Raw genomic sequence first — 17,987 nt, 5'->3', positions numbered from 1 at the left:
GCACACAGCACCCCGAAAAGTGTCTTCAACCATGATACGTTCCGAGTTGTTTTGCTCACTAGGTCAGGGGTGAAAGCGCCCCTTATGAGGTGGGCAAAGGCGAAAGTTGCTCGCCAGCATGCTCAATTACCTTCTTGGCAAGTTTCCGGTTGGCAGAAGTGCCGAGCACTGCACCGATGCCCATTGGCATCAGCTTGGAGACCCATGCCCATTTCAGGCGCTTGGTTACCTGCTTGGCAAAAAGCTTGGTGAGACGGCCGTTGAGACCGCTTAGGGTTGGGCCGGTAAAGCGCGACAGGGTGGCTGCGGAAGTAACGCCCTTGACGGTGCCCATGTCGCCGACCAAGGTGTCAACCAAGGCGCTGCCCTTAGAACCGGTCAGCACCAGCAGAACCAGGGCACGGCGCCGTTCTTCGTCTTCGATGTTGTCACCGCGCAGGTAAGCAGAAGACAATACGTACCAGGAGGTAGCTTCCAGGAAAACCACGGATTCTGCCGCGATAGCAGCGATGCCGGCGATGGTGCCTACACCCGGAACTGCGGCGGAAGCACCGGCAGCAGCACCAGTGCCAGAGACTAGGTTAAGCAAGTGCTTATCGAGGATTGCTTGGATTTGTGCTGGGCTTGACTCCGGATTGCGTTTGCGAAGGCCATCAACGTATTTCTTGATAACACCAGACTGCGCTGCGACTGCTTTGTCTAGGCCATCTAAAAGCGCGTTGGTGACGCGGTTGGCTTCCTCCGGGTTGATCTCATAAACATTGTCGGAGTTGGTGGGATTTGCCGGGCCCGTCGCGTTGTTAGAAACCCTCTTTTCAATTGCGCCTTTTGCCTTATCTAAAATGCTCATCTTCTAAATCACCTCTAAAACTGTTTATGACAACCGGTATTTGGTTGCCTGTTGTAAAACCACCGTAGCGAAGTGTCTCTGCTTTTTCCTGAGCGCTTGCTGTGGATTTAGCAATAGCGTTGGTCGAGAATTTTTTAAGTATCCAAACCCGCCTAAAAGAGAGAAACTTTTCTAGTCTTAGAAGTATGAAAGCTGAGGGGAGCTTCGGGGATATATCCCGTGAAACTAGTTCCGCCGCTGCCCGCATGCATGCAGCGGATGCGCATCGTCGTGCGCGCGCTGCGGCGGAGGCCGCAGCCAACGTGTGGGAAGACGAGCTGACGGTACGGACTTCATCTGGCTGGGTACGTGGCACGAGGGAAGAAGATCTCCGTACAGATCGCCCAATTTCCGCGCCCGTGCGCTCTTGGAGGGGCATTCCATTCGGCGCCGATACCAGCGGCGCCCAGCGTTTTCGTGCTGCCGAGAAAGCTCCCAGTTGGGAAGGCGTACGCGAGTGCTATGACTTTGGTCCAGTAGCCCCGCAGCCTATCTATTCTTGGCAAGATCGCGTCGCGGGCGGAGAGGATTGCTTGCATCTCGACGTCGTTCGCCCAGACAACGACGAAAAGCTGCCGGTGGTGGTCTACATCCATGGCGGCAGTTTCATCGTTGGCTCCTCGCACATGCTTATGCTGCGTGGATTCGAACTGGCTGCGCAGATGAACGTGGTCTACGTTTCCATCAACTTCCGTTTGGGGGCGCTGGGCTATTTGGATCTGCGCAGCCTGGGAGGCGAGTGCTCGGCCAATCCAGCGGTATCGGATCAGCTCCTGGCCTTGCAGTGGGTTAAGGAAAATATCGCCGCTTTCGGCGGAGATGATGGCAACATCACCTTGATGGGTGAATCTGCCGGTGGCGCAGCGGTGTTGACACTGATGACGGTGCCGCGTGCGCACGGGCTGTTTCATCGTGCGATTGCGCAGTCGCCGCCGATTGGCATGCTGCATTCGCGGGCGCAATCAACGTTCTGGGCGCGCGAGTTGGTCAACCGTATGGCCTTGCCGCGCGCGGCCAGCGTGGATGATTTGCGCGAGGCTGAATTCGGCGACATAGTGCGCGCCGGCCAATCGATGATGTGGCGTGCGGGCGAGCTTTTCCACTTGAATTCCTGCTACGCGCCCACGGTGGATGACGATCTGATTCCTTTGCATCCGTTGGAGGCTTTCGCCCAAGGCAAACAAGCCGATGTACCGCTTTTGGTGGGGACGAACTCGGACGAGGCGAGCTTTGGCAAGTTTCTCTACCAGCGTCAGAGTGCGCGCCGGCGCGCCGCGTTGCGCCTGCTTGCTTCCTTCGACGAGGTCAACGCCCCAGCGGTGGTGGAGGCCTATGGCGGGGCAGTTGCTCGGCAGGATTTTGCGCACCTGCTTACCGACGCCCTGTTCTGGGCGCCCACCGTACGAGTTGCCGATGCGCACTCGCGGGAGCACGAGACCTGGATGTATCGCTTCGATTTTGCGCCAGCGGCGTTGAAGTGGCTTGGGCTAGGAGCGATGCACTCGATGGAGCTGTCCAATATCTTCGGCGATCCTGGCGCTTCCCGGGTCTCCGCACTGACCCGCATGGGTGATAGTGCCCTGATGGATGACATGACCCAACTCATGCAGTCGCAGTGGTCCTCTTTCATCCATACTGGCCGGCCAAACGAGAACTGGCCGCGCTATGAGCCAAGCCAGCGCAAGACCATGATTTTTGACTCGGAGCCGCAGGTCGTGGTTGCGCCCTTCGAGCGGCGTCGCCAGGCATGGCAGAACTATCACATGCTCGAGTGGGGAAGCGGTCGACCCGAGCTTTTGGCTGCGCTTGGTTTAGAAACACGGCGGCAGGATAACGGGTAGGCTTTGAGGAGCCTTGGTGATAGCCATGGTGACCAACTGCCACATGGATGGATTGCACTGATGAGCTTTTTTGAAGATATCGCTTCTGCGTTGGACGCTGAGGGAATTGAGTCCCGCGTCAATGATGACGTGATGTTTGTGCCCATTACTTCGGATCTTGAGATTCAACTAGTGGAAATTGACCCAATCCTGCCTGCCGCGAATGTCTACATTGCGGCAGCGGATGTGGATGAAGACGATGAAGACTTTGAGGCCGTCCTGGTCTCGGTGGCCTTCTCCGTGGATGATGCAGTTGAGGCTGTGGCAAAGCACATCGCTACCGATCAGGTAGTGACGGTTTTGCGGGACCTGCTGGAAGGCACCGATGAACGCATTGCGGACCTTGAGTTTATGCAGGATGAGTTCAACCCGAACCTCGTCGTGGCTGAGGTGGCTAACGACTCTGAGCTGCGCGTGCTCGTAGAGACTGTCGATGGCGTGCCCTCTGCCATCGTGCGTTTCTTGGCATTCGACTTTGACGAGGAAGAGTATGACGAGCTCGAGGATGAAGCCATCAACGAGCTGTGGGAGCAGGACGAGGACGATGACTTGAGCGAGGAGCAGCGTCTTGCATTGTTTGAGGTCGGCGAGGCTCACGATTCCGCCCCAATCATTGAAGTCCCGGCCGAGGCCTTGGAGCTTGGTACCTACACTGACTTCGATCGCCTCTTTGATGTGCTGAGCTTGGTCTCCGATCAAGCTCTGGACTGGGAGTGTCAGTTGGTTTCCTTCGACGATGCACAGTTTGAGGAGCCCGACGTCTACGACATCTTCGGCGCTGACGACGATGAGGATGAAGCGCTAGATGATGAAGATGATGATGTCATCGATGACTACGATGACGAGGATGAGCTCTAAACTGGGCGCCGTATCGGGCCTCTTCCGCAATCGCTGGCGTCAACTAAGCGTCCTCTTCTCGGTGCTGGTTGCCGCAGGCGCGTGGTCTATGTCGACATCCCCGCAGTTCCGGGAGATAACCTATACCTTCTCGAGCCCTTTGACCATCACCATTTGGGCGTTGGGCTTGGTTGCAACTGCGGGCCTATTACTTTCTAGGTACGGGCTATTTCCGCGCTATATGATGTTCAACCCCGTGATGGGGATGGCGCTGAATATGCTTATTGGCTCTTTGGTGGTAGGAACGAACATCCCCTTTTATTTCGATACTTTGGGCACTATCGTGGTTGCCATTTTGTATGGGCCTACCTTGGGTATGGCTACAGGCCTCGGCGCTTCTGTGCTGAGCGCTAGTTATGCTGCGCATCCTTTAGCCTTTATCCCTGTGTCCATGTTCGTAGGGTATATCTTCGGTGCGCTGGCGCAACGGCGCATGTTCCGTTACGTGGCAACCACCATCGTGATTGGCCTGCTGGCCGGATGCTTGTCCGGCATGCTTGTCGTCTATCCCACGATCTATTCGCTCGGTGGGGAAGGCGATATCGGGCGTGAAGGCCTGTTGAACTTCTACCAGATGGTAACTGGAAATGACCGCTTGGCCATTATCTGCCAGGCGCTTACCTCTGATTCCATTGACAAGGCCTTCACGGTCGTTGCGGCGTGTCTCCTCATCCGTTTTGCCCCTGCCGGCTTGCGGTCCTATGCCGTCTATCCCGGAAACGCAGCAATTGCGGATAGCGTCTTCCGTGAAAATAGCGAAAACCTTGGGCACGGCGATGGCATTCGCCGCGGTTTGCGCTATATGGACCGTGGTATCAGCCGCTATGCTGCCTGGCTAAAGCCTGCGAAGAGTGAGACTGGAGAGTGAACCGGAAGGTAGGCACTGTCAACTAGCCACACGAACCGCTGCGCTTCGGCATTGGTTAGCTCGTGGACAGCGTTTGCTAGCTCCGGCGGCACCATTGCACGCACCCATGCTTCGGCAAGCTCCGGGGTAACAGAGGCTCCTGTCGAATCAGTAATTCGTACTGAGACGAGATACGCGGGCACTCGGTCTTCGCCATAGCCCAAGACTCGTGCGCGGGCGCGCTCGCCCACACGATGGCGCGTTATTGCCATGGTTAGTGCCGGAAAGCCTGCTACTGCCGGAAGCTCCTTTAATGGTGGCCGCCATGTTGGCGTGGGCCGCGCCAGCGAGCGTGGATGGCGCACTATCCCGTTTAGAGCGTTGAGCGTTTCTGTTTCATGGAAGAGGATGTCAGCGGCTATCTCGCCGGCGCGGAGGCGCTCGGACACATGCGAATGGCTATGGGTAGTGCGTGCACGCCGGCTTGCGGCGTGGCGGATGCCGAAACAGGTGTTTGTGGAAGCAGGGGAGTTCTTGAAGTTCTTCATGGCGCACAACCTAATTGGTGTAGCTGACATGAAAAGAAAATTGTGCGAAAATTTGTTCGAATTGGGATTTTTCTAAACTATTTCTAGTGTCATTTCCATCCTTAGCTGCCGGTTTGCCAAGCGGGTTAAGGTAAATGTTGCTATGCCCCACAATGAAAAAGCAGCTATTGCAGCAGATGAATTAAGTGCCGGTGAGCCCAAACCGCAAGCAGTGCCAAAGATCCCCCGTGAAATTTGGATTATGGTCTCGGCGGCCTTCATTATCGCCTTGGGCTACGGCATCATCGCGCCGCTGCTTCCACAGTTCGTGGTGAGCTTCGATGTATCCATGGCCGCCGCGGGCATGGTGGTCTCGATTTTCTCCGCCAGCCGTCTCATCTTTGCGCCCGGTGCGGGCAAGCTCGTGGACAAGTTTGGCTCGCGCTGGGTCTATCTGACGGGCCTATTTACGGTGGCGATTACCACGGCGCTCGTAGCGGTGGCCCAGGAGTATTGGCACATCGTGCTCTTTCGCGCCCTGGCGGGTATCGGTTCCACGATGTTCACGGTCTCTGCCATGGGGCTTATCGTGAAGCTTTCGCCGCCGACTATCCGCGGCAAGTGTTCTGCAACCTATGCCACGGCCTTCCTGCTTGGCAATATCATCGGCCCGCTGCTTGGCGCCAGCCTCGCGTTTATGGGCTTTAGGTGGCCTTTCGTGCTTTATGGCGCGGGCGTCGCGCTTGCGGCGGTTGTGGTCTGGGTTCTCATGCCTTCGCTTTCGCGCGATGGTTCTGCGGGCGCGGCGCTGCCGCCGATGAAGCTCAGCGAGGCATGGCACGATACCGCGTATCGGGCGGTGTTGACCTCAAACTTTGCGCAGGGCTGGATCAACATGGGCGTGCGAGTTTCCGTGCTGCCGTTGTTTGCCGCCTCGGTCTTTCATAACGGCGCCGCTGCCTCCGGCTTTGCTCTAGCTGTATTCGCTGCGGGAAACGCTGTGGTGCTGCAATTTTCTGGCAGGTGGGCCGATATCTACGGCCGTCGTCCTATGATCCTCATCGGATTGGTGGGCACGGGCGTGTTCGTGGGGCTTATGGGCTTGGCCGATACCATCCCGACGCTGCTCATTGTCTCGGCTTTTGCCGGCGTCGCCTCCGGGCTTATCAATCCGGCGCAGACTGCCGCTATTGGCGACGTCGTGGGCAACAAGCGCTCCGGCGGTCAGGTGCTTTCCACCTTCCAGATGGCCGGTGACTTTGGCCAGATTCTTGGTCCCATCGTGGTTGGCGGCCTGGCGGACTACTTCGGCTTCGCCAAAGCCTTCGCGGTATGCGCGGGCGTGGCCGCCATGGGGCTCGTGGCTTGGCTGTGCGGCCGTGAGACTCTCCAAGAACGCCGCGCTATCGTCCGCCGAATCCCGCTGCGCAAGAAGAAGCGCCTTTAAAACTCGCCAGTGTGAGCGTCCCAGATTTCCTCGACTCGTGCGTCGAGAAGGGCGGCGGCAGCGGCGAAGCTTCGCATGCCGGACGTGGTAACAATCGAGGGCATGGGCGGCGGCCTGTTGGAGGCGCTGCGCTCCAAGGTGGGCCAGGAGCAAGCGGGCGGCCTATTTGCGGGATTTGTACGCTTTGATGGCAAAGCATGAGCTGCGCGGTATTCCATTTGGTCACTTCGGTAAGGGCTGCGTGCACGTGCGTATCTCCTTCGACTTCGGCACGGATGAGGGCATCGCGCAGTTCGAATCCTTCATGAATGAGGCAGCGGAGTTGGTCTCGGCCCACGGTGGTTCGCTCTCGGGCGAGCACGGCGATGGCCGCGCACGCTCGGCGTTGCTGGACCGCATGTACTCGCAGGAGATGCGCGAGCTATTCGAACAGTTCAAGGAGATTTTCGATCCGGAGAATTTCTTTAACCCGGGCGTTCTAGTAAAGCCGGAGGCAGTGACTGAGGGGCTGCGCATGGCGCCGGGGCAGCGACGCTTTGAGCTCACGCCGGTGCACAAGTTGGGCAAGGACAAGGGCTCGCTGGTCAACGCCATCAATAGGTGCGTGGGTGTATCCGCGTGCCGCAGTGAGACAGGCTCGATGTGCCCGTCCTCCCAGATTACCGGCGACGAGATGCACTCGACCCGCGGCCGTGCCCGCATGTTCAGTGAGATGTTCCGTGGCGAGTCCATCAAGGACGGCTTCGGTTCCAAAGAGGTTGAGGAAGCTCTCGACCTGTGCTTGTCCTGCAAGGCGTGCGTTTCCGAATGCCCGGTGAACGTGGACATGGCGACGTACAAGGCGGAGTTCCTGCACAACCACTACAAGGGCAAGTTGCGTCCGGGTGCGCATTATGTGATGGGCTGGCTGCCGCTTTTGGGCTACGTGGCGCACAAGATTCCGGTGGTGCCCACGCTGTTGGATAAGGTGATGTCTGCGCCGCGACTGGCGCCGCTTATAGCGAAAGTCTCCGGGTTGGATGCTGGCCGTCCGCTCATCCACTTCGCGCATACCTCGCTGCGCAAGTGGCACAAAGAGCATGAGCCGGTGCCCGTGCTTGGCGACGCCGCGGTAAACCGAAGCACGGAAAGTAGCGATGAGGCAGTTTCTTCGGCCGCTCCAGTTCCACCATTGCCACCGGGGGAACGCACCGTGGTGTTGTGGCCGGATTCTTTCAATTCCTCTCTGGGTACTTCACCCGCGACGGCCACGGTGGAGGTGCTCGAAGCGCTCGGGTACACGGTGGTCATACCGCAGGAGTTTGTGTGCTGTGGTTTGACCTGGCACTCGACTGGGCAGCTCGACATGGTAAAGCGCGTGCTGCGGCAGACGGTCAAGGTGATGAAGCCCTACCTGGACCGCGGGCTGCCTGTGATTGGCGTGGAGCCCTCGTGCACCGTGATGCTGCAACATGAAGCCGCTGAGCTTTGCGACGACCCGACATACGGCGCAGTGATTAAAAACCTGGCGCGCAACACCCACTCGTTTAGCGAGTTTATTGCCAAGCGCCTTGAGCAATTCGTCGCCGCCGGCGTCATCGCGCCGGGCGATGTCTCCGCGTTGACACAGGTGCACTGCCACGAAAAGTCATTAGGCGATCCGCAACATTCCGCTGCCGTGCTGCGGGCATTGGGCATCAACGAGGAACAGATCGCTACCGGCTGCTGCGGCCTGGCCGGCAACTGGGGCTTTGAGAAAGGCCACGCTGAAGTGTCCATGGCGCTGGGGGAGCGCGAACTATTCCCGAAGGTGAAGAAGGCAGCCACGGAAGGCAAGGTTGTCATCGCTGATGGCTTTTCTTGCCGCACTCAGATCGAACAGGGCACCGGCACAAACGCCCAACACATCGCTGAAATCGTCCACGGCATCATCGGCAAGGCCAGTTACTACAACTAAGCAGGCGCCCGATAAAAACCACAACATCGGCCGGGGCTTCCGCCACAAAGTAGGGAAGACTGGCCGCTGGCTGTTTTGTACTAGCGCTGGTTGTTGTCCACTAGTTCTTGTACAAGTTCGCGGTTAGTACCGCGGCGCAGGGTAGCCGTATGGCTTGTGCGGGCCGCGGCGATCCTGGCCGTCGCAACGCATCCATGGATGGTGCTGTGCCACCTGGGAAGACTTAAACGTGCTTTCGCGGAATGGCGTGTAAGAGCGCATGGACGAAAAGTGCATTAATTTCTTCAACAGGGTCTCCCGAGTCATTAGGCGGTAGCAGGCCGCGTGGTGAAGATTCCGAGACTCATAGTGGCTCAAACGAAGCAACTGGAGGACAAGGCGACACGGCCGTTCTGTCAGAATCTATTGATGGGGACAAAACCGGTGTGCGTCGAGCGAAATCCGATGGCATCTCAAAGGTTTCATGGGATGACGATTTTCCATTCGAGGTTCGGTTCCTCGCAGCGAGGTTCGAACCAAACGAAAGGTTCAGAACTAATAATGGTGGAACGGGTAAAGGCGTTTTACATCTGAATTTGTATTTTCCGCTTTTCCAAAATGAGTTTAAGTATTGGCAGGAGCAGTATGGTCACGCTCCGTATGAAGAAGTCATGGAAATCGTGAAATCTGCATACGAAAGTGAAGCAGTGTCCAAGGTGATGCATGGGAAAAAGCTGAATGGTGCTCGAACAATTAGTCCAGAGGCGCTAGAAGAAGCTGAGTCCCCCGTAGATTTGAGTATTTCTCAAACCGTAGTGAATGCTTGGCTAGGGACAGAAGCTCTGACTGCTGCGCTGTTGGGGCTGGTTAATGTTGAGTCGCGGATCGTAAATCGATTCAATGGGCGTCACTACATCAGGACCGGAGTTTAGACGTCTACTTGAATGGGAGTGTCGGGGCTGGTTCGACTGCATCGGTTGGTGTTGCAATTCGCCAGTAAGAATCATCGATATAGGTTTTAGAGCCCTCGAAGCTTTTCTCACACTTAACTAATCGCGTTGATAGTGAATCACCGTCTTTGGGGATTGGCAGGCCTAATTCGGCGGCAATTTTCTGGTGCTTGAGGTAATCTCCAAGGATCACGATCCCCTCAGGCTGTAGAGCAGAACGAGAGCCTCCGTTGTATCGAATACGCTTCATATAGTCCTTTTGCTGCGCGACAGTGGCGATGATGCCACGTGGGACTATGATGCCTTGAGCAATTCTGAACAATTCATTGAGGCGCTGAGCTCCGGAACTTGAAGAGAAAATCTTTGCTCGGTCGTCCTCGCTGAGTTGTAGGAGGGTGTTCGGCGGAAAAGCTTCGTCTAGGAAAAGCCATTGAATTGCGCTGCGACCAGCGGCGGAAATCGAGCGCTTGCCGTCGCGATTGCTGCCTCTAGTCAGAATTGAGTAATCGAGAAAAGCGAATCCCACTCGAAAAGTTCCCTGCTCATCGTCGGCATGGCAAAGCATTCCATGATGCCCGAGAGCCTCGATAGGGATCATCCAGCCAAACTTCTGTTTCGAGTACTTGCAGTCAACTTCGAAGCCCTCGATGTCGAAATCCATCACCTCACCGTCGCCGATAAAGCCGTCGAATTCTCGGCGAATGTTGATTTCGACTATTGAGCCGAGGTGAGCAGATTCGGTCTTACTGAGCTGGCTAATGGCGAAACGTCCAGTATGTTGACCATCATAAATCTGGTCGAAAGACTCGCGGAAGACACGTCCGAGGCGTTCTCCCGTGGGGTCTTGCTCTTTGAATGCAGCCGCTAGCTGTATAGAAATCGTGTCAGGTTGAATCTTGGCAATCACCTTGCCAATTTTAAATCAGACTCAGCTGGTTGACACGGGTTGGTGTTGCAGGTTCTAGAGACTTCGGAATTGGTTTCTTTCGCAGCGCGAACTTTATGCGTTCGCCGAGTGCCTTGGCCACCGGCGGAGGAAAGGCATTGCCAACCTGCCGCCATTGTGCGGTTTTCCCACCGGCCCACTTCCAGTCTTCGGGGAAACCTTGGATGACACCACCCATTCGTACCGTCAAACGCGGCATTTCTTGTTCGGGGTCTGTTGTGAAATCAGCAGCTGGCGGTGATTCGGCGATAGAGGAGCCCTTAATTCCGAGTTTCTTCCAGGCTTCTCGAGCACGCGTTGGCCCTACATCTGGGCCACCATGTTTTTTGCTTCCGCCCACAAGAGTCGGGCCCACTGTGTTTGCGTTTCGAGCCCAAGCTTCAGCTCCAGGCCAACCATTTTCTGCCATTAGCGGGAGAAGTGCTGTTCCCACCGGCATGTGTGATTTAACTACTTTCGGCCAGGCAAAATAGTTGGCAAATTCGTCCTTTAAAGCGACAAGGATGAACCTTGGTCGAAGCTGCGGCACTCCATAATCAGCTGCTTGGAGAAGTTTCCAAAAGGCGGTGTACCCCATTTCTTCAAGCTGATCGATTATTTGATCTCGGTAGGAGTCAAACCGTTTTTGACCGAGCCCTTTAACGTTTTCTAGAAGCACAGCACGTGGATCAATTTCGTTGATCAGACGTAGCGCCTGTGGAAAGAGGTCGCGTTCATCGTCGGCGCCAAGTTGCTTACCTGCTATTGAAAAAGGAGGGCATGGAACTCCGCCAGCAAATAGGTCGATTTTCCCTCTCCATGGCCTACCATCCAGGTTATGGACGTCCATTTCATGGACATTCCATTTTCCAAGAGGTCCTTCAGTTCCGCGGTTCTGGCGGAGAGTTTCAGCGGCCCAATTATCGATTTCGACGACCGCTGCGTGATGGAAACCTGCCTGTTCTAAGCCCAAAGCCTGGCCGCCAGCGCCAGCGCAAATCTCGAATGAGTGGAGGCGTGAGGTAGCCATCGAGCCGGTTCCTTTCTGAGCGTGAAAACGTAAACAATCATCGTGTGATAATGGTTTGATTAATAAAGTGTCTGTGTTGATTCTCTGTTGAGAGCATAGCGAGTTGGCGGACATTCCATATAATTTTACGAACGCTTGTTCCCTTAAGAGGTGTAATTGCATGAAAACGACGCGAGTGCCCTGGCATCGAGATGAGATCTTGGTAGTGGCTGCGATCGGGATCAAGTATGGGTGGCCGAACACGTCGCCGCGTTCGGAAAAGGAAAAGCTCTCGAGTCTACTGCGTAGATGCGCCGTCCACCCTGAAATCGAGCTAGGTGAAGAGGACACGAAATTCCGTAATGTTAATGGAGTCGAGCGAAAATACTACGACTTATTAACTGCACGCCCAGGATATCCAGGAAACGCGACCAATGGTGGAAAAACTACTTATTCGATTGTTGAATACATGATTGAGCACCAGATGGAAGTCTTTGAAGCTGGAATTAAGATACGGCAAATGCTGGAGTCTGACACATACCGGAGTTTCGTTATCCCAGGCCTAAGAGTTTAAGGCTCGAAATGTCGGCCGACGCCCACTCTAGTTCTTGGGCTTTGTCTGGGGTGCCCCAGTGGGTAGCGTCGTGGTCGGTGAGGGCGAGACCTTCGGTTGTCAGGTTGGCCTCGGCGGTGCAGCGAAAAGTAGTCAGCTCGATGGTGGCGAACTTGTACTCGTGCACGGTGGTGGTGACCTTCTCGCCGATGGTGGCTTCGATACCGAGCTCTTCGTGAAGCTCACGGGCGAGGGCTTGCTCGGGGGTGTTCCTATCTAGTTGGTCAAGTCCGCGGGTGGATTCCTTTCTTAGCTGTGACTAGAAGCAATAGCTTCTACCGCCGGGATATCTGCGGGAGCCCAAGTTAGATGCGCGGCCTCTGTGGAGGTAACCCATTTCGTATCGTCGTGGTCGGTGAGGCTGAGGTCGTCGGCTCGCAGGGAGGCGGTGGTGGCGCAGTAAAAGGTGGTGAGCTCGACGGTGGCGAAATCGTAATGGTGAACGGTTGTCGTTACCTTTTCGCCGACGGTGGCTGAAATGCCGAGTTCTTCCTTGAGTTCGCGCGCGAGTGCTTGCTCTGGTGTTTCGCCGGGTTCGATCTTGCCGCCGGGAAATTCCCACATGCCAGCGAGGGACGTGCCGGGCTTCTTGCGGAAGGCTAAGAGCTGTGTGCGTTCTTCATCGACGAAGACGGCGCCCACAACGCGAATGGGTTTAGACATGACTCTATTGTGCCTTGGATCTCGAAAACGTGTAGACAGCAGTCTGTAACTTAGCTAACATATTCCTAATGTTCGCGTAAAGGCTGTCGCGCGGGCTTGAATTTTGTATGCAAGCTTGAGGGGACGGTTTTACTGTGACTTCTACCGAATCGGTTTACTCCTCCATCCAGAGTCATGACGGGGAAATTCCGCAGCCTGGGGGACGGTGGAAACTCTTTTTATATAGCGCGATTGGCGCATTCGTATTCTTCCTGCCGGTGACGTATCAGGATAAGCGCTCTATTCCTTTGGACCACATGGTCACCATGGTGCGTGAGGGGATTCCGGCGGTGGTGCCGTGGATTATTTTTGCCTTGGCCGTGTACGGAACGGTGCGAAGTTTTACTACCGGCGCATTTAAAGAAAGCGCGCTTCAGGCAGTCTTTGCGGTGCTCAATATTATCGGTGCGGTGATCTCGTTTCTTATGGTCATCGACGCGCTGCCGTGGGTGCTCGGTGACGAGGACTTGGTGCCGTTCTTGTGGAACTCGATTGCCATTCCGGTAGGCCTTATCGTGCCGATTGGTGGTGCGTTCCTAGCGTTTCTCATTGGCTTTGGCCTGCTGGAGTTCGTTGGCGTGCTCATGCAGCCCATCATGCGGCCGCTGTGGAAGACGCCGGGGCGCTCTGCCATTGATGCAGTGGCCTCGTTCGTGGGCTCATATTCACTGGGAATTTTGGTCACGGACCGCGTCTACCAAAAGGGTGGATACACCGGGCGTGAGGCAGCGATTATTGCCACCGGCTTTTCGACGGTCTCTGCGGCCTTCATGGTCATCGTGGCCAAGCAGCTCGACTTGATGAAGGTATGGGGCACATACTTCATTGTCACGCTCATCGTGACCTTTGTGGTTACTGCTATTACCGTGCGGATTCCGCCGCTGCGCACCATTCCAGACGAGTATTTTGCGGACGCGCACCCAGATCCGGAAAAGCCGGTAGAAGGCCCGCGCATCAAAAACGCGTGGCGCGAGGCGATGCTGGCGCTACAACGCGCACCGTCGTTGTGGGAGTCCATCTGGGAGAACTTGCGCGATGGTGTCCGCATGGCGGCGGCCATTGTGCCCTCCATCATGTCGGTGGGTCTTATTGGCCTGCTACTGGCGCGCTTTACGCCCATCTTCGAGTGGATTGGCTACCTGTTTTATCCGTTCGCGTGGGTAGTGCGGCTGCCGGAGCCGGTACTAGCGGGCAAGGGCGCGGCCATGGGGATTGCGGAGATGTTCCTGCCCGCCACCGCAGTGGCAGGCAGCGACAGCATGGTGCTCAAGTTCGTCATCGGCGTGGTGGCAGTCTCTGCCATTATTTTCTTCTCCGCATTGGTGCCGTGCATCCTGGCAACCAAGATTCCGGTGAAACTGACCCACTTGGTCATCATTTGGTTTGAGCGTGTAGCGCTGACCATTCTCATCGCCACGCCGATTGCCCACCTGCTTTTTTGATAAGTTGAACCCAAGACGGGTTAGAGGATCGATATTGTTGGAGGGCAATGATGCTTATAGCCACTATCGCAGCTGAGGTAGCTTTTTGGCTTTGCTTAGTGGCTGGCTGCTTCATGCGCTACGTGTTTAATCTGCGCAAACTTGGCTTGATACTTATGGCCGCGACCCCAATTATCGACCTGCTGCTCTTAGTATTTTTCTATGTGAGCCTGAGCCAAGGCGGGAGGGCCGAGTTCATGCACGGATTCGCGGCCTTTTATATTTCTTTCTCGGTTGTCTTTGGCAAAGACATTATTGGATTCGTAGACCGGAAGGTTTCTGGAGTTGCACCCCGAGAAAGTGCTCATGCGGACAGACGCAATTTCACAAAGTGTGCGGTTGCAAGTGTTGGCGCAGCGCTTTTGCTGCTCATAGGCATTGTGGTGACTGGCTTAACGGGTAGCTTCTGGCTTGTCTACTGGCTCATCGCTGTTGCCTTTACTCCCGCTATGTGGTGGGGAGTCCAACGTTGGATGAGTAAGAAAGCTACCCGATAGACTGCACGGCCCGGGTAAACCCCCAACGCCGTTGGTGTCTAGCTAGCGAGGTGGGCCGTGACGATGTCATCGATAAGCCGCGCCGCTGCTTTGGCGGTGCGGTTATCTATGTCAAAGGTGGGATTGAGCTCGACGACGTCCACCAGAGCCAGCTTGCCCGTCCGCGCAATTGCTACGGCCATGGCGCGGATACGCTCATAGCTCACGCCCAGAGATGCCGGGGCGGATACGCCCGGCGCGGTAGAAGCCGGCAGGACATCGAGGTCGATGGACAAGTGAACCTTGTCCTTGCCCTCGGTGGCGCGGGCTGCAAGTTCGCCGCACTCGGCCGGGGTGAGGTTGGTTAGCTCTTCATCCAAAGTGATGGCCACGCCGAGAGATTCGGCTTCATCAAAAAGCACCTTGGTGTTATTGGGGCGGGAGATGCCCAGCACGGTGTAATCAAAGTCATCGCTAAGCTCCGAAATCTGCTTGAACGGGGTGCCGGAGGTGGCCTGGTCCGCGCGGCGGAGATCGAAGTGGGCGTCGAGATTGATGATCTTGGTGGCGCCTACCGCGCGATACAGGCCGCGGTGGGAGCCGAAGGCGGTTTCGTGCCCGCCGCCCAGGATGATGGGGAGGGTGCCGGCCGCGACGAGTTCTTGCACCTTATCGGAAAGGGCGTCGTGGGCACCCTCGAGGTCATCGGCCTGTGTGGTGATCGTGCCGGCGTCGGCAAGCGCATGCTCATGGTGCACCGCCAAGGAGCCAAGCGCGGAACGCAGCGCGGCTGGGCCTGCGGCTGCACCCTGGCGCCCACCATTACGCAGCACGCCCTCGTCGGAAGCAAAACCCAAGAGAGTCACTGGGGCTGGGGAAGTGGCGGACTGATTGATAACGCTATGCCAGCGAGCATGCTCTGGTCCCGGGCCATCGGAGCGGCCGGACCATTCGGGGGCGGGGGTGAAAAGTTCAGCTGTTTCAGTGTTCATGGTCTTCGATGTTAGGTAAAACCGCGGCATGTGGCAGGAAACTCTGCCTACAATCACTAAGCGTGAGTACCAACAGAGTCCCCGCGGCGCGTCACGCGATGGAGATCCTCAAGCTTTTATCCACGATCGACGTCCCTATTTCTGCCGCCCGCATCCAAGGTGAGCTCAACCTGCCGCGCTCATCTACGTACCACCTGCTGGCGGAGATGGTTGATGCTGGTTTTGTAGCCCATTTGCCGGAGCATAAGACCTATGGCCTGGGGTTGGCGGCGTATTCCATGGCCTCGGCCTATGTAACGCAGCAGCCCTTGGTGCGCATGGCTACTCGGGACTTGGAACAGTGTGCGGCGCTGGTGGGTGGATCGGGGCATCTGTCACGTATGGCTGGATCGGAAATTTTGTATCTGCAGGAGGTGCGTGCGGCCGGGGCTACTTCCTTGGTGACCGAGGTGGGCGTGCGCCTGCAAGCACATAAGACGGCATCCGGGCGTGTGATGCTGGCGCATCTGCCTGATGCGGAGGTGCGCGCCGCCTTTGATACTGCGGGAGGTAGCGGCTTTGCCGCGTTGAAAGAACGCTTGCGTTTGGTAGCTGCACGCGGGTGGGACCAAGAGATTGAAGAAATTACTCGCGGTCAGGCCTCCGTGGCGGTACCCATCCTGGATCATTTGGACCGCCCAGCGGCGGCGGTGGCGGTGACGTATCCGGTAGGGACGCCGGATACGAAGGTAGACGCCGCCGTTCGAGCTTTGCTGGAAGTATCGGACAAGATGGCGGCTAAAATGTACCGCAATCGCAAAAAGTGATGTAGCATACATTCATCGCGTTGGGCTGTCGCGCGACACATTGAAATTGTTGATCCCTTTTTAAAGGAGTTTTTGCCATGCCTAACGCCTACCCAACCACCGTGACCGTAAATGTCGGCGCGCTGAGCATCGAGGACGTCGTTGCCGTTGCCCGTTATGGCGCGCAGGTGGAGATTGCTCCCGAAGCGCTAGCAGAGGTGGCCGCTACCCGCGAGCGCATTGAAGAACTCGCGCAGGATCCGACCCCCGTCTACGGGATTTCCACCGGTTTCGGCGCTTTGGCCCGCCGTCATATCCCGGAAGAGATGCGCGCCCAGCTGCAGCTTTCCCTGGTACGTTCGCATGCTGCGGGCACCGGCCCGGAAGTAGAAGAAGAAGTCATCCGCGCACTGATGCTGCTGCGCCTGTCCACCCTGTGTACCGGCCGCACCGGCGTGCGCCCCGTAGTGGTGGAAACGTATGCCAAGGCTCTCAATGCTGGCATTGTGCCGGTGGTGCGCGAGTATGGCTCGCTGGGCTGCTCCGGAGATTTGGCGCCGCTTGCTCACTGTGCGCTGGCCCTGTTGGGAGAAGGCGAGGTACGCGTGAACGGCGAGCTGCAGGATGCGGGCGAAGCCTTGGCCGCAGCTGGCATCGAGCCGCTGCAGCTGCGCGAGAAGGAAGGCCTAGCGCTCATCAACGGCACCGATGGCATGCTCGGCCAGCTCTGCCTGGCCATTACTGACCTGCGCGCGGCCGCAAAGACCGCCGATATTGCCACCGCCATGACCGTGGAGGGCCTGCTGGGTACCCTCGTTGTCTTTGCAGATGACCTGCAGCAGTTGCGCCCACATCCGGGCCAGGCCGATGCCGCGGCCAATATCCTCCAGGTGGCCGAGGGGTCACAGATCTTGGAAGCCGCGCTCGAGGAGTTCAAGAAGAATCAGGTACAGGATGCCTACTCCGTGCGCTGCGCCCCGCAGGTCGCCGGCGGTTTCCGCGATACGTTGACCCACACTGCCCAGGTGGCTGAACGCGAGCTGGCTGCCGCGGTGGATAATCCGGTGGTGACCAAGGATGGCCGCGTGGTCTCCAATGGCAACTTCCACGGCGCGCCGGTGGCCTATGCGCTCGACTTCCTGGCAATTGTCACCGCGGATTTGGCCTCGATTTCCGAGCGCCGTACCGACCGCTTCCTGGACCCGGCACGCAACCGCGGGCTGAACGCATTTCTTGCCGACGACCCCGGTGTCGACTCCGGCCACATGATCGCGCAGTACGCCCAGGCTGGCATCGTCAGTGAGATGAAGCGCCTCGCCAACCCCTCCTCGGCCGATTCCATTCCGTCTTCGGCCATGCAGGAAGACCATGTCTCCATGGGGTGGTCCGCCGCCCGCAAGCTGCGCAAGGCCGTCGATGGCCTGCAGCGCGTGCTGGCCGTTGAGATCCTCACCGCCGCCCGCGCCATCGACATGCGCGAGGGTGCCCCGGCTAAGGGCACCGGCGCGGTGATCGCCAAGCTGCGCGAAACCGTCAAGGGGCCAGGTGTGGACCGTTACCTCTCTCCGGAAATCGAGGAGACCGTGCGCCTAGTCAAGGAGGGCGCGCTTGTCGAAGCCGTCGAGAATGCTACCGGAAAGCTGCGTGGTTAA

The 17,987-nt window shown here is 57.2% G+C and carries 17 protein-coding genes and 1 pseudogene; 11 read left to right on the top strand and 7 right to left on the bottom strand.

All coding sequences use genetic code 11. The features are described from left to right. Positions 1-82 precede the first annotated feature (82 nt). Positions 83-850, bottom strand: a complete 768-nt coding sequence (locus tag HMPREF2888_RS09315) for a hypothetical protein (RefSeq protein ID WP_246815058.1) — start codon at positions 848-850, stop codon at positions 83-85. A 185-nt stretch (positions 851-1,035) separates the two neighbouring features. Between HMPREF2888_RS09315 and HMPREF2888_RS09310 the strand changes: the two genes are divergently transcribed. From HMPREF2888_RS09310 to HMPREF2888_RS09300, 3 genes are read left to right on the top strand one after another with little or no spacing between them, the layout of a single operon-like run. Next, positions 1,036-2,730 carry a carboxylesterase/lipase family protein gene (locus HMPREF2888_RS09310; protein WP_070518672.1) on the top strand — a complete coding sequence of 565 codons (1,695 nt, stop codon included), beginning with the start codon at positions 1,036-1,038 and terminating at the stop codon, positions 2,728-2,730. 60 nt (positions 2,731-2,790) lie between these two features. Beyond that, positions 2,791-3,627, top strand: a complete 837-nt coding sequence (locus HMPREF2888_RS09305; RefSeq protein WP_062035418.1) for a hypothetical protein — start codon at positions 2,791-2,793, stop codon at positions 3,625-3,627. After that, the gene (locus HMPREF2888_RS09300; RefSeq protein ID WP_141744855.1) at positions 3,617-4,534 is read left to right on the top strand and encodes an ECF transporter S component; all 918 of its coding nucleotides are present in this window, start codon (positions 3,617-3,619) and stop codon (positions 4,532-4,534) included. The genes HMPREF2888_RS09305 and HMPREF2888_RS09300 overlap by 11 nt, the downstream gene beginning before the upstream one ends. On the opposite strand, the gene HMPREF2888_RS12585 is transcribed toward HMPREF2888_RS09300, so the two are convergent. Then, on the bottom strand, positions 4,489-5,061 hold the full coding sequence (locus tag HMPREF2888_RS12585) for a hypothetical protein (protein ID WP_246815057.1): 573 nt from the start codon (positions 5,059-5,061) through the stop codon (positions 4,489-4,491). The two genes, HMPREF2888_RS09300 and HMPREF2888_RS12585, sit on opposite strands and share 46 nt — an antisense overlap. A 142-nt stretch (positions 5,062-5,203) precedes the next feature. Here HMPREF2888_RS12585 and HMPREF2888_RS09290 point away from each other — a divergent pair, with 142 nt between their 5' ends. The 3 genes and pseudogenes from HMPREF2888_RS09290 (at position 5,204) to HMPREF2888_RS12785 (ending at position 9,334) form a co-directional block, all read left to right on the top strand. After that, positions 5,204-6,487 carry an MFS transporter gene (locus tag HMPREF2888_RS09290; protein WP_082778585.1) on the top strand — a complete coding sequence of 428 codons (1,284 nt, stop codon included), beginning with the start codon at positions 5,204-5,206 and terminating at the stop codon, positions 6,485-6,487. Positions 6,488-6,620: 133 nt separating this feature from the next. Next, a pseudogene (locus tag HMPREF2888_RS09285) lies at positions 6,621-8,423 on the top strand (FAD-binding and (Fe-S)-binding domain-containing protein); the annotation flags it as partial. Positions 8,424-8,665: 242 nt separating this feature from the next. Beyond that, positions 8,666-9,334 (top strand): hypothetical protein, encoded by a 669-nt coding sequence (locus HMPREF2888_RS12785; RefSeq protein ID WP_141744854.1) that lies wholly within the window; start codon positions 8,666-8,668, stop codon positions 9,332-9,334. 4 nt (positions 9,335-9,338) lie between these two features. Here HMPREF2888_RS12785 and HMPREF2888_RS09270 read toward each other — a convergent pair whose 3' ends face one another. Together HMPREF2888_RS09270 and HMPREF2888_RS09265 are read right to left on the bottom strand one after the other, a co-directional pair. Beyond that, positions 9,339-10,259 carry a NaeI family type II restriction endonuclease gene (locus tag HMPREF2888_RS09270; protein WP_062035412.1) on the bottom strand — a complete coding sequence of 307 codons (921 nt, stop codon included), beginning with the start codon at positions 10,257-10,259 and terminating at the stop codon, positions 9,339-9,341. A 10-nt stretch (positions 10,260-10,269) separates the two neighbouring features. Next, complete coding sequence (locus tag HMPREF2888_RS09265; RefSeq protein ID WP_061921833.1) at positions 10,270-11,307, bottom strand: DNA cytosine methyltransferase; 1,038 nt, start codon at positions 11,305-11,307, stop codon at positions 10,270-10,272. A 160-nt stretch (positions 11,308-11,467) separates the two neighbouring features. Between HMPREF2888_RS09265 and HMPREF2888_RS12780 the strand changes: the two genes are divergently transcribed. Beyond that, on the top strand, positions 11,468-11,860 hold the full coding sequence (locus tag HMPREF2888_RS12780) for a hypothetical protein (protein ID WP_070518671.1): 393 nt from the start codon (positions 11,468-11,470) through the stop codon (positions 11,858-11,860). Here HMPREF2888_RS12780 and HMPREF2888_RS12580 read toward each other — a convergent pair. Together HMPREF2888_RS12580 and HMPREF2888_RS09250 are read right to left on the bottom strand one after the other, a co-directional pair. After that, on the bottom strand, positions 11,838-12,050 hold the full coding sequence (locus HMPREF2888_RS12580; protein WP_246815062.1) for an NUDIX hydrolase: 213 nt from the start codon (positions 12,048-12,050) through the stop codon (positions 11,838-11,840). The two genes, HMPREF2888_RS12780 and HMPREF2888_RS12580, sit on opposite strands and share 23 nt — an antisense overlap. Positions 12,051-12,148: 98 nt before the next feature. Further along, entirely contained in the window at positions 12,149-12,562 is a 414-nt protein-coding gene (locus HMPREF2888_RS09250) for a (deoxy)nucleoside triphosphate pyrophosphohydrolase (RefSeq protein WP_070518669.1), read from the bottom strand. A gap of 134 nt (positions 12,563-12,696) precedes the next feature. On the opposite strand from HMPREF2888_RS09250, the gene HMPREF2888_RS09245 reads away from it, so the two are divergent. Beyond that, positions 12,697-14,043 (top strand): YjiH family protein, encoded by a 1,347-nt coding sequence (locus tag HMPREF2888_RS09245; RefSeq protein ID WP_070518668.1) that lies wholly within the window; start codon positions 12,697-12,699, stop codon positions 14,041-14,043. 47 nt (positions 14,044-14,090) lie between these two features. Beyond that, on the top strand, positions 14,091-14,579 hold the full coding sequence (locus tag HMPREF2888_RS09240) for a hypothetical protein (protein ID WP_083296633.1): 489 nt from the start codon (positions 14,091-14,093) through the stop codon (positions 14,577-14,579). Positions 14,580-14,617: 38 nt separating this feature from the next. On the opposite strand, the gene hutG is transcribed toward HMPREF2888_RS09240, so the two are convergent. Further along, positions 14,618-15,550: a formimidoylglutamase gene (hutG, locus tag HMPREF2888_RS09235; protein WP_070518702.1), complete on the bottom strand. Its 933-nt coding sequence runs from the start codon at positions 15,548-15,550 to the stop codon at positions 14,618-14,620. A gap of 98 nt (positions 15,551-15,648) precedes the next feature. On the opposite strand from hutG, the gene HMPREF2888_RS09230 reads away from it, so the two are divergent. Both HMPREF2888_RS09230 and hutH read left to right on the top strand, forming a co-directional pair. Beyond that, positions 15,649-16,356: an IclR family transcriptional regulator gene (locus HMPREF2888_RS09230; RefSeq protein ID WP_062044274.1), complete on the top strand. Its 708-nt coding sequence runs from the start codon at positions 15,649-15,651 to the stop codon at positions 16,354-16,356. 77 nt (positions 16,357-16,433) lie between these two features. After that, positions 16,434-17,987, top strand: a complete 1,554-nt coding sequence (gene hutH, locus HMPREF2888_RS09225; protein ID WP_062041217.1) for a histidine ammonia-lyase — start codon at positions 16,434-16,436, stop codon at positions 17,985-17,987.

The organism is Corynebacterium sp. HMSC077D03, assembly GCF_001808545.1.
Taxonomy (GTDB): domain Bacteria; phylum Actinomycetota; class Actinomycetes; order Mycobacteriales; family Mycobacteriaceae; genus Corynebacterium; species Corynebacterium simulans.
The sequence above is the reverse complement of the archived record's forward strand: the minus strand, read 5'-3'. Positions and strand labels throughout refer to the sequence as shown.

What these genes read in the sequence shown, in the direction of transcription:
- HMPREF2888_RS09265 (WP_061921833.1), bottom strand. Translation starts at nt 11,307, where the DNA reads ATGGCTACCTCACGCCTCCACTCATTCGAGATTTGCGCTGGCGCTGGC.
- HMPREF2888_RS09290 (WP_082778585.1), top strand. Translation starts at nt 5,204, where the DNA reads ATGCCCCACAATGAAAAAGCAGCTATTGCAGCAGATGAATTAAGTGCC.
- HMPREF2888_RS12585 (WP_246815057.1), bottom strand. Translation starts at nt 5,061, where the DNA reads ATGAAGAACTTCAAGAACTCCCCTGCTTCCACAAACACCTGTTTCGGC.
- HMPREF2888_RS09240 (WP_083296633.1), top strand. Translation starts at nt 14,091, where the DNA reads ATGATGCTTATAGCCACTATCGCAGCTGAGGTAGCTTTTTGGCTTTGC.
- HMPREF2888_RS09315 (WP_246815058.1), bottom strand. Translation starts at nt 850, where the DNA reads ATGAGCATTTTAGATAAGGCAAAAGGCGCAATTGAAAAGAGGGTTTCT.
- hutH (WP_062041217.1), top strand. Translation starts at nt 16,434, where the DNA reads ATGCCTAACGCCTACCCAACCACCGTGACCGTAAATGTCGGCGCGCTG.
- HMPREF2888_RS09250 (WP_070518669.1), bottom strand. Translation starts at nt 12,562, where the DNA reads ATGTCTAAACCCATTCGCGTTGTGGGCGCCGTCTTCGTCGATGAAGAA.
- HMPREF2888_RS09305 (WP_062035418.1), top strand. Translation starts at nt 2,791, where the DNA reads ATGAGCTTTTTTGAAGATATCGCTTCTGCGTTGGACGCTGAGGGAATT.
- HMPREF2888_RS12785 (WP_141744854.1), top strand. Translation starts at nt 8,666, where the DNA reads ATGGCGTGTAAGAGCGCATGGACGAAAAGTGCATTAATTTCTTCAACA.
- HMPREF2888_RS09230 (WP_062044274.1), top strand. Translation starts at nt 15,649, where the DNA reads ATGGAGATCCTCAAGCTTTTATCCACGATCGACGTCCCTATTTCTGCC.
- HMPREF2888_RS09300 (WP_141744855.1), top strand. Translation starts at nt 3,617, where the DNA reads ATGAGCTCTAAACTGGGCGCCGTATCGGGCCTCTTCCGCAATCGCTGG.
- HMPREF2888_RS12780 (WP_070518671.1), top strand. Translation starts at nt 11,468, where the DNA reads ATGAAAACGACGCGAGTGCCCTGGCATCGAGATGAGATCTTGGTAGTG.
- hutG (WP_070518702.1), bottom strand. Translation starts at nt 15,550, where the DNA reads ATGAACACTGAAACAGCTGAACTTTTCACCCCCGCCCCCGAATGGTCC.
- HMPREF2888_RS09310 (WP_070518672.1), top strand. Translation starts at nt 1,036, where the DNA reads ATGAAAGCTGAGGGGAGCTTCGGGGATATATCCCGTGAAACTAGTTCC.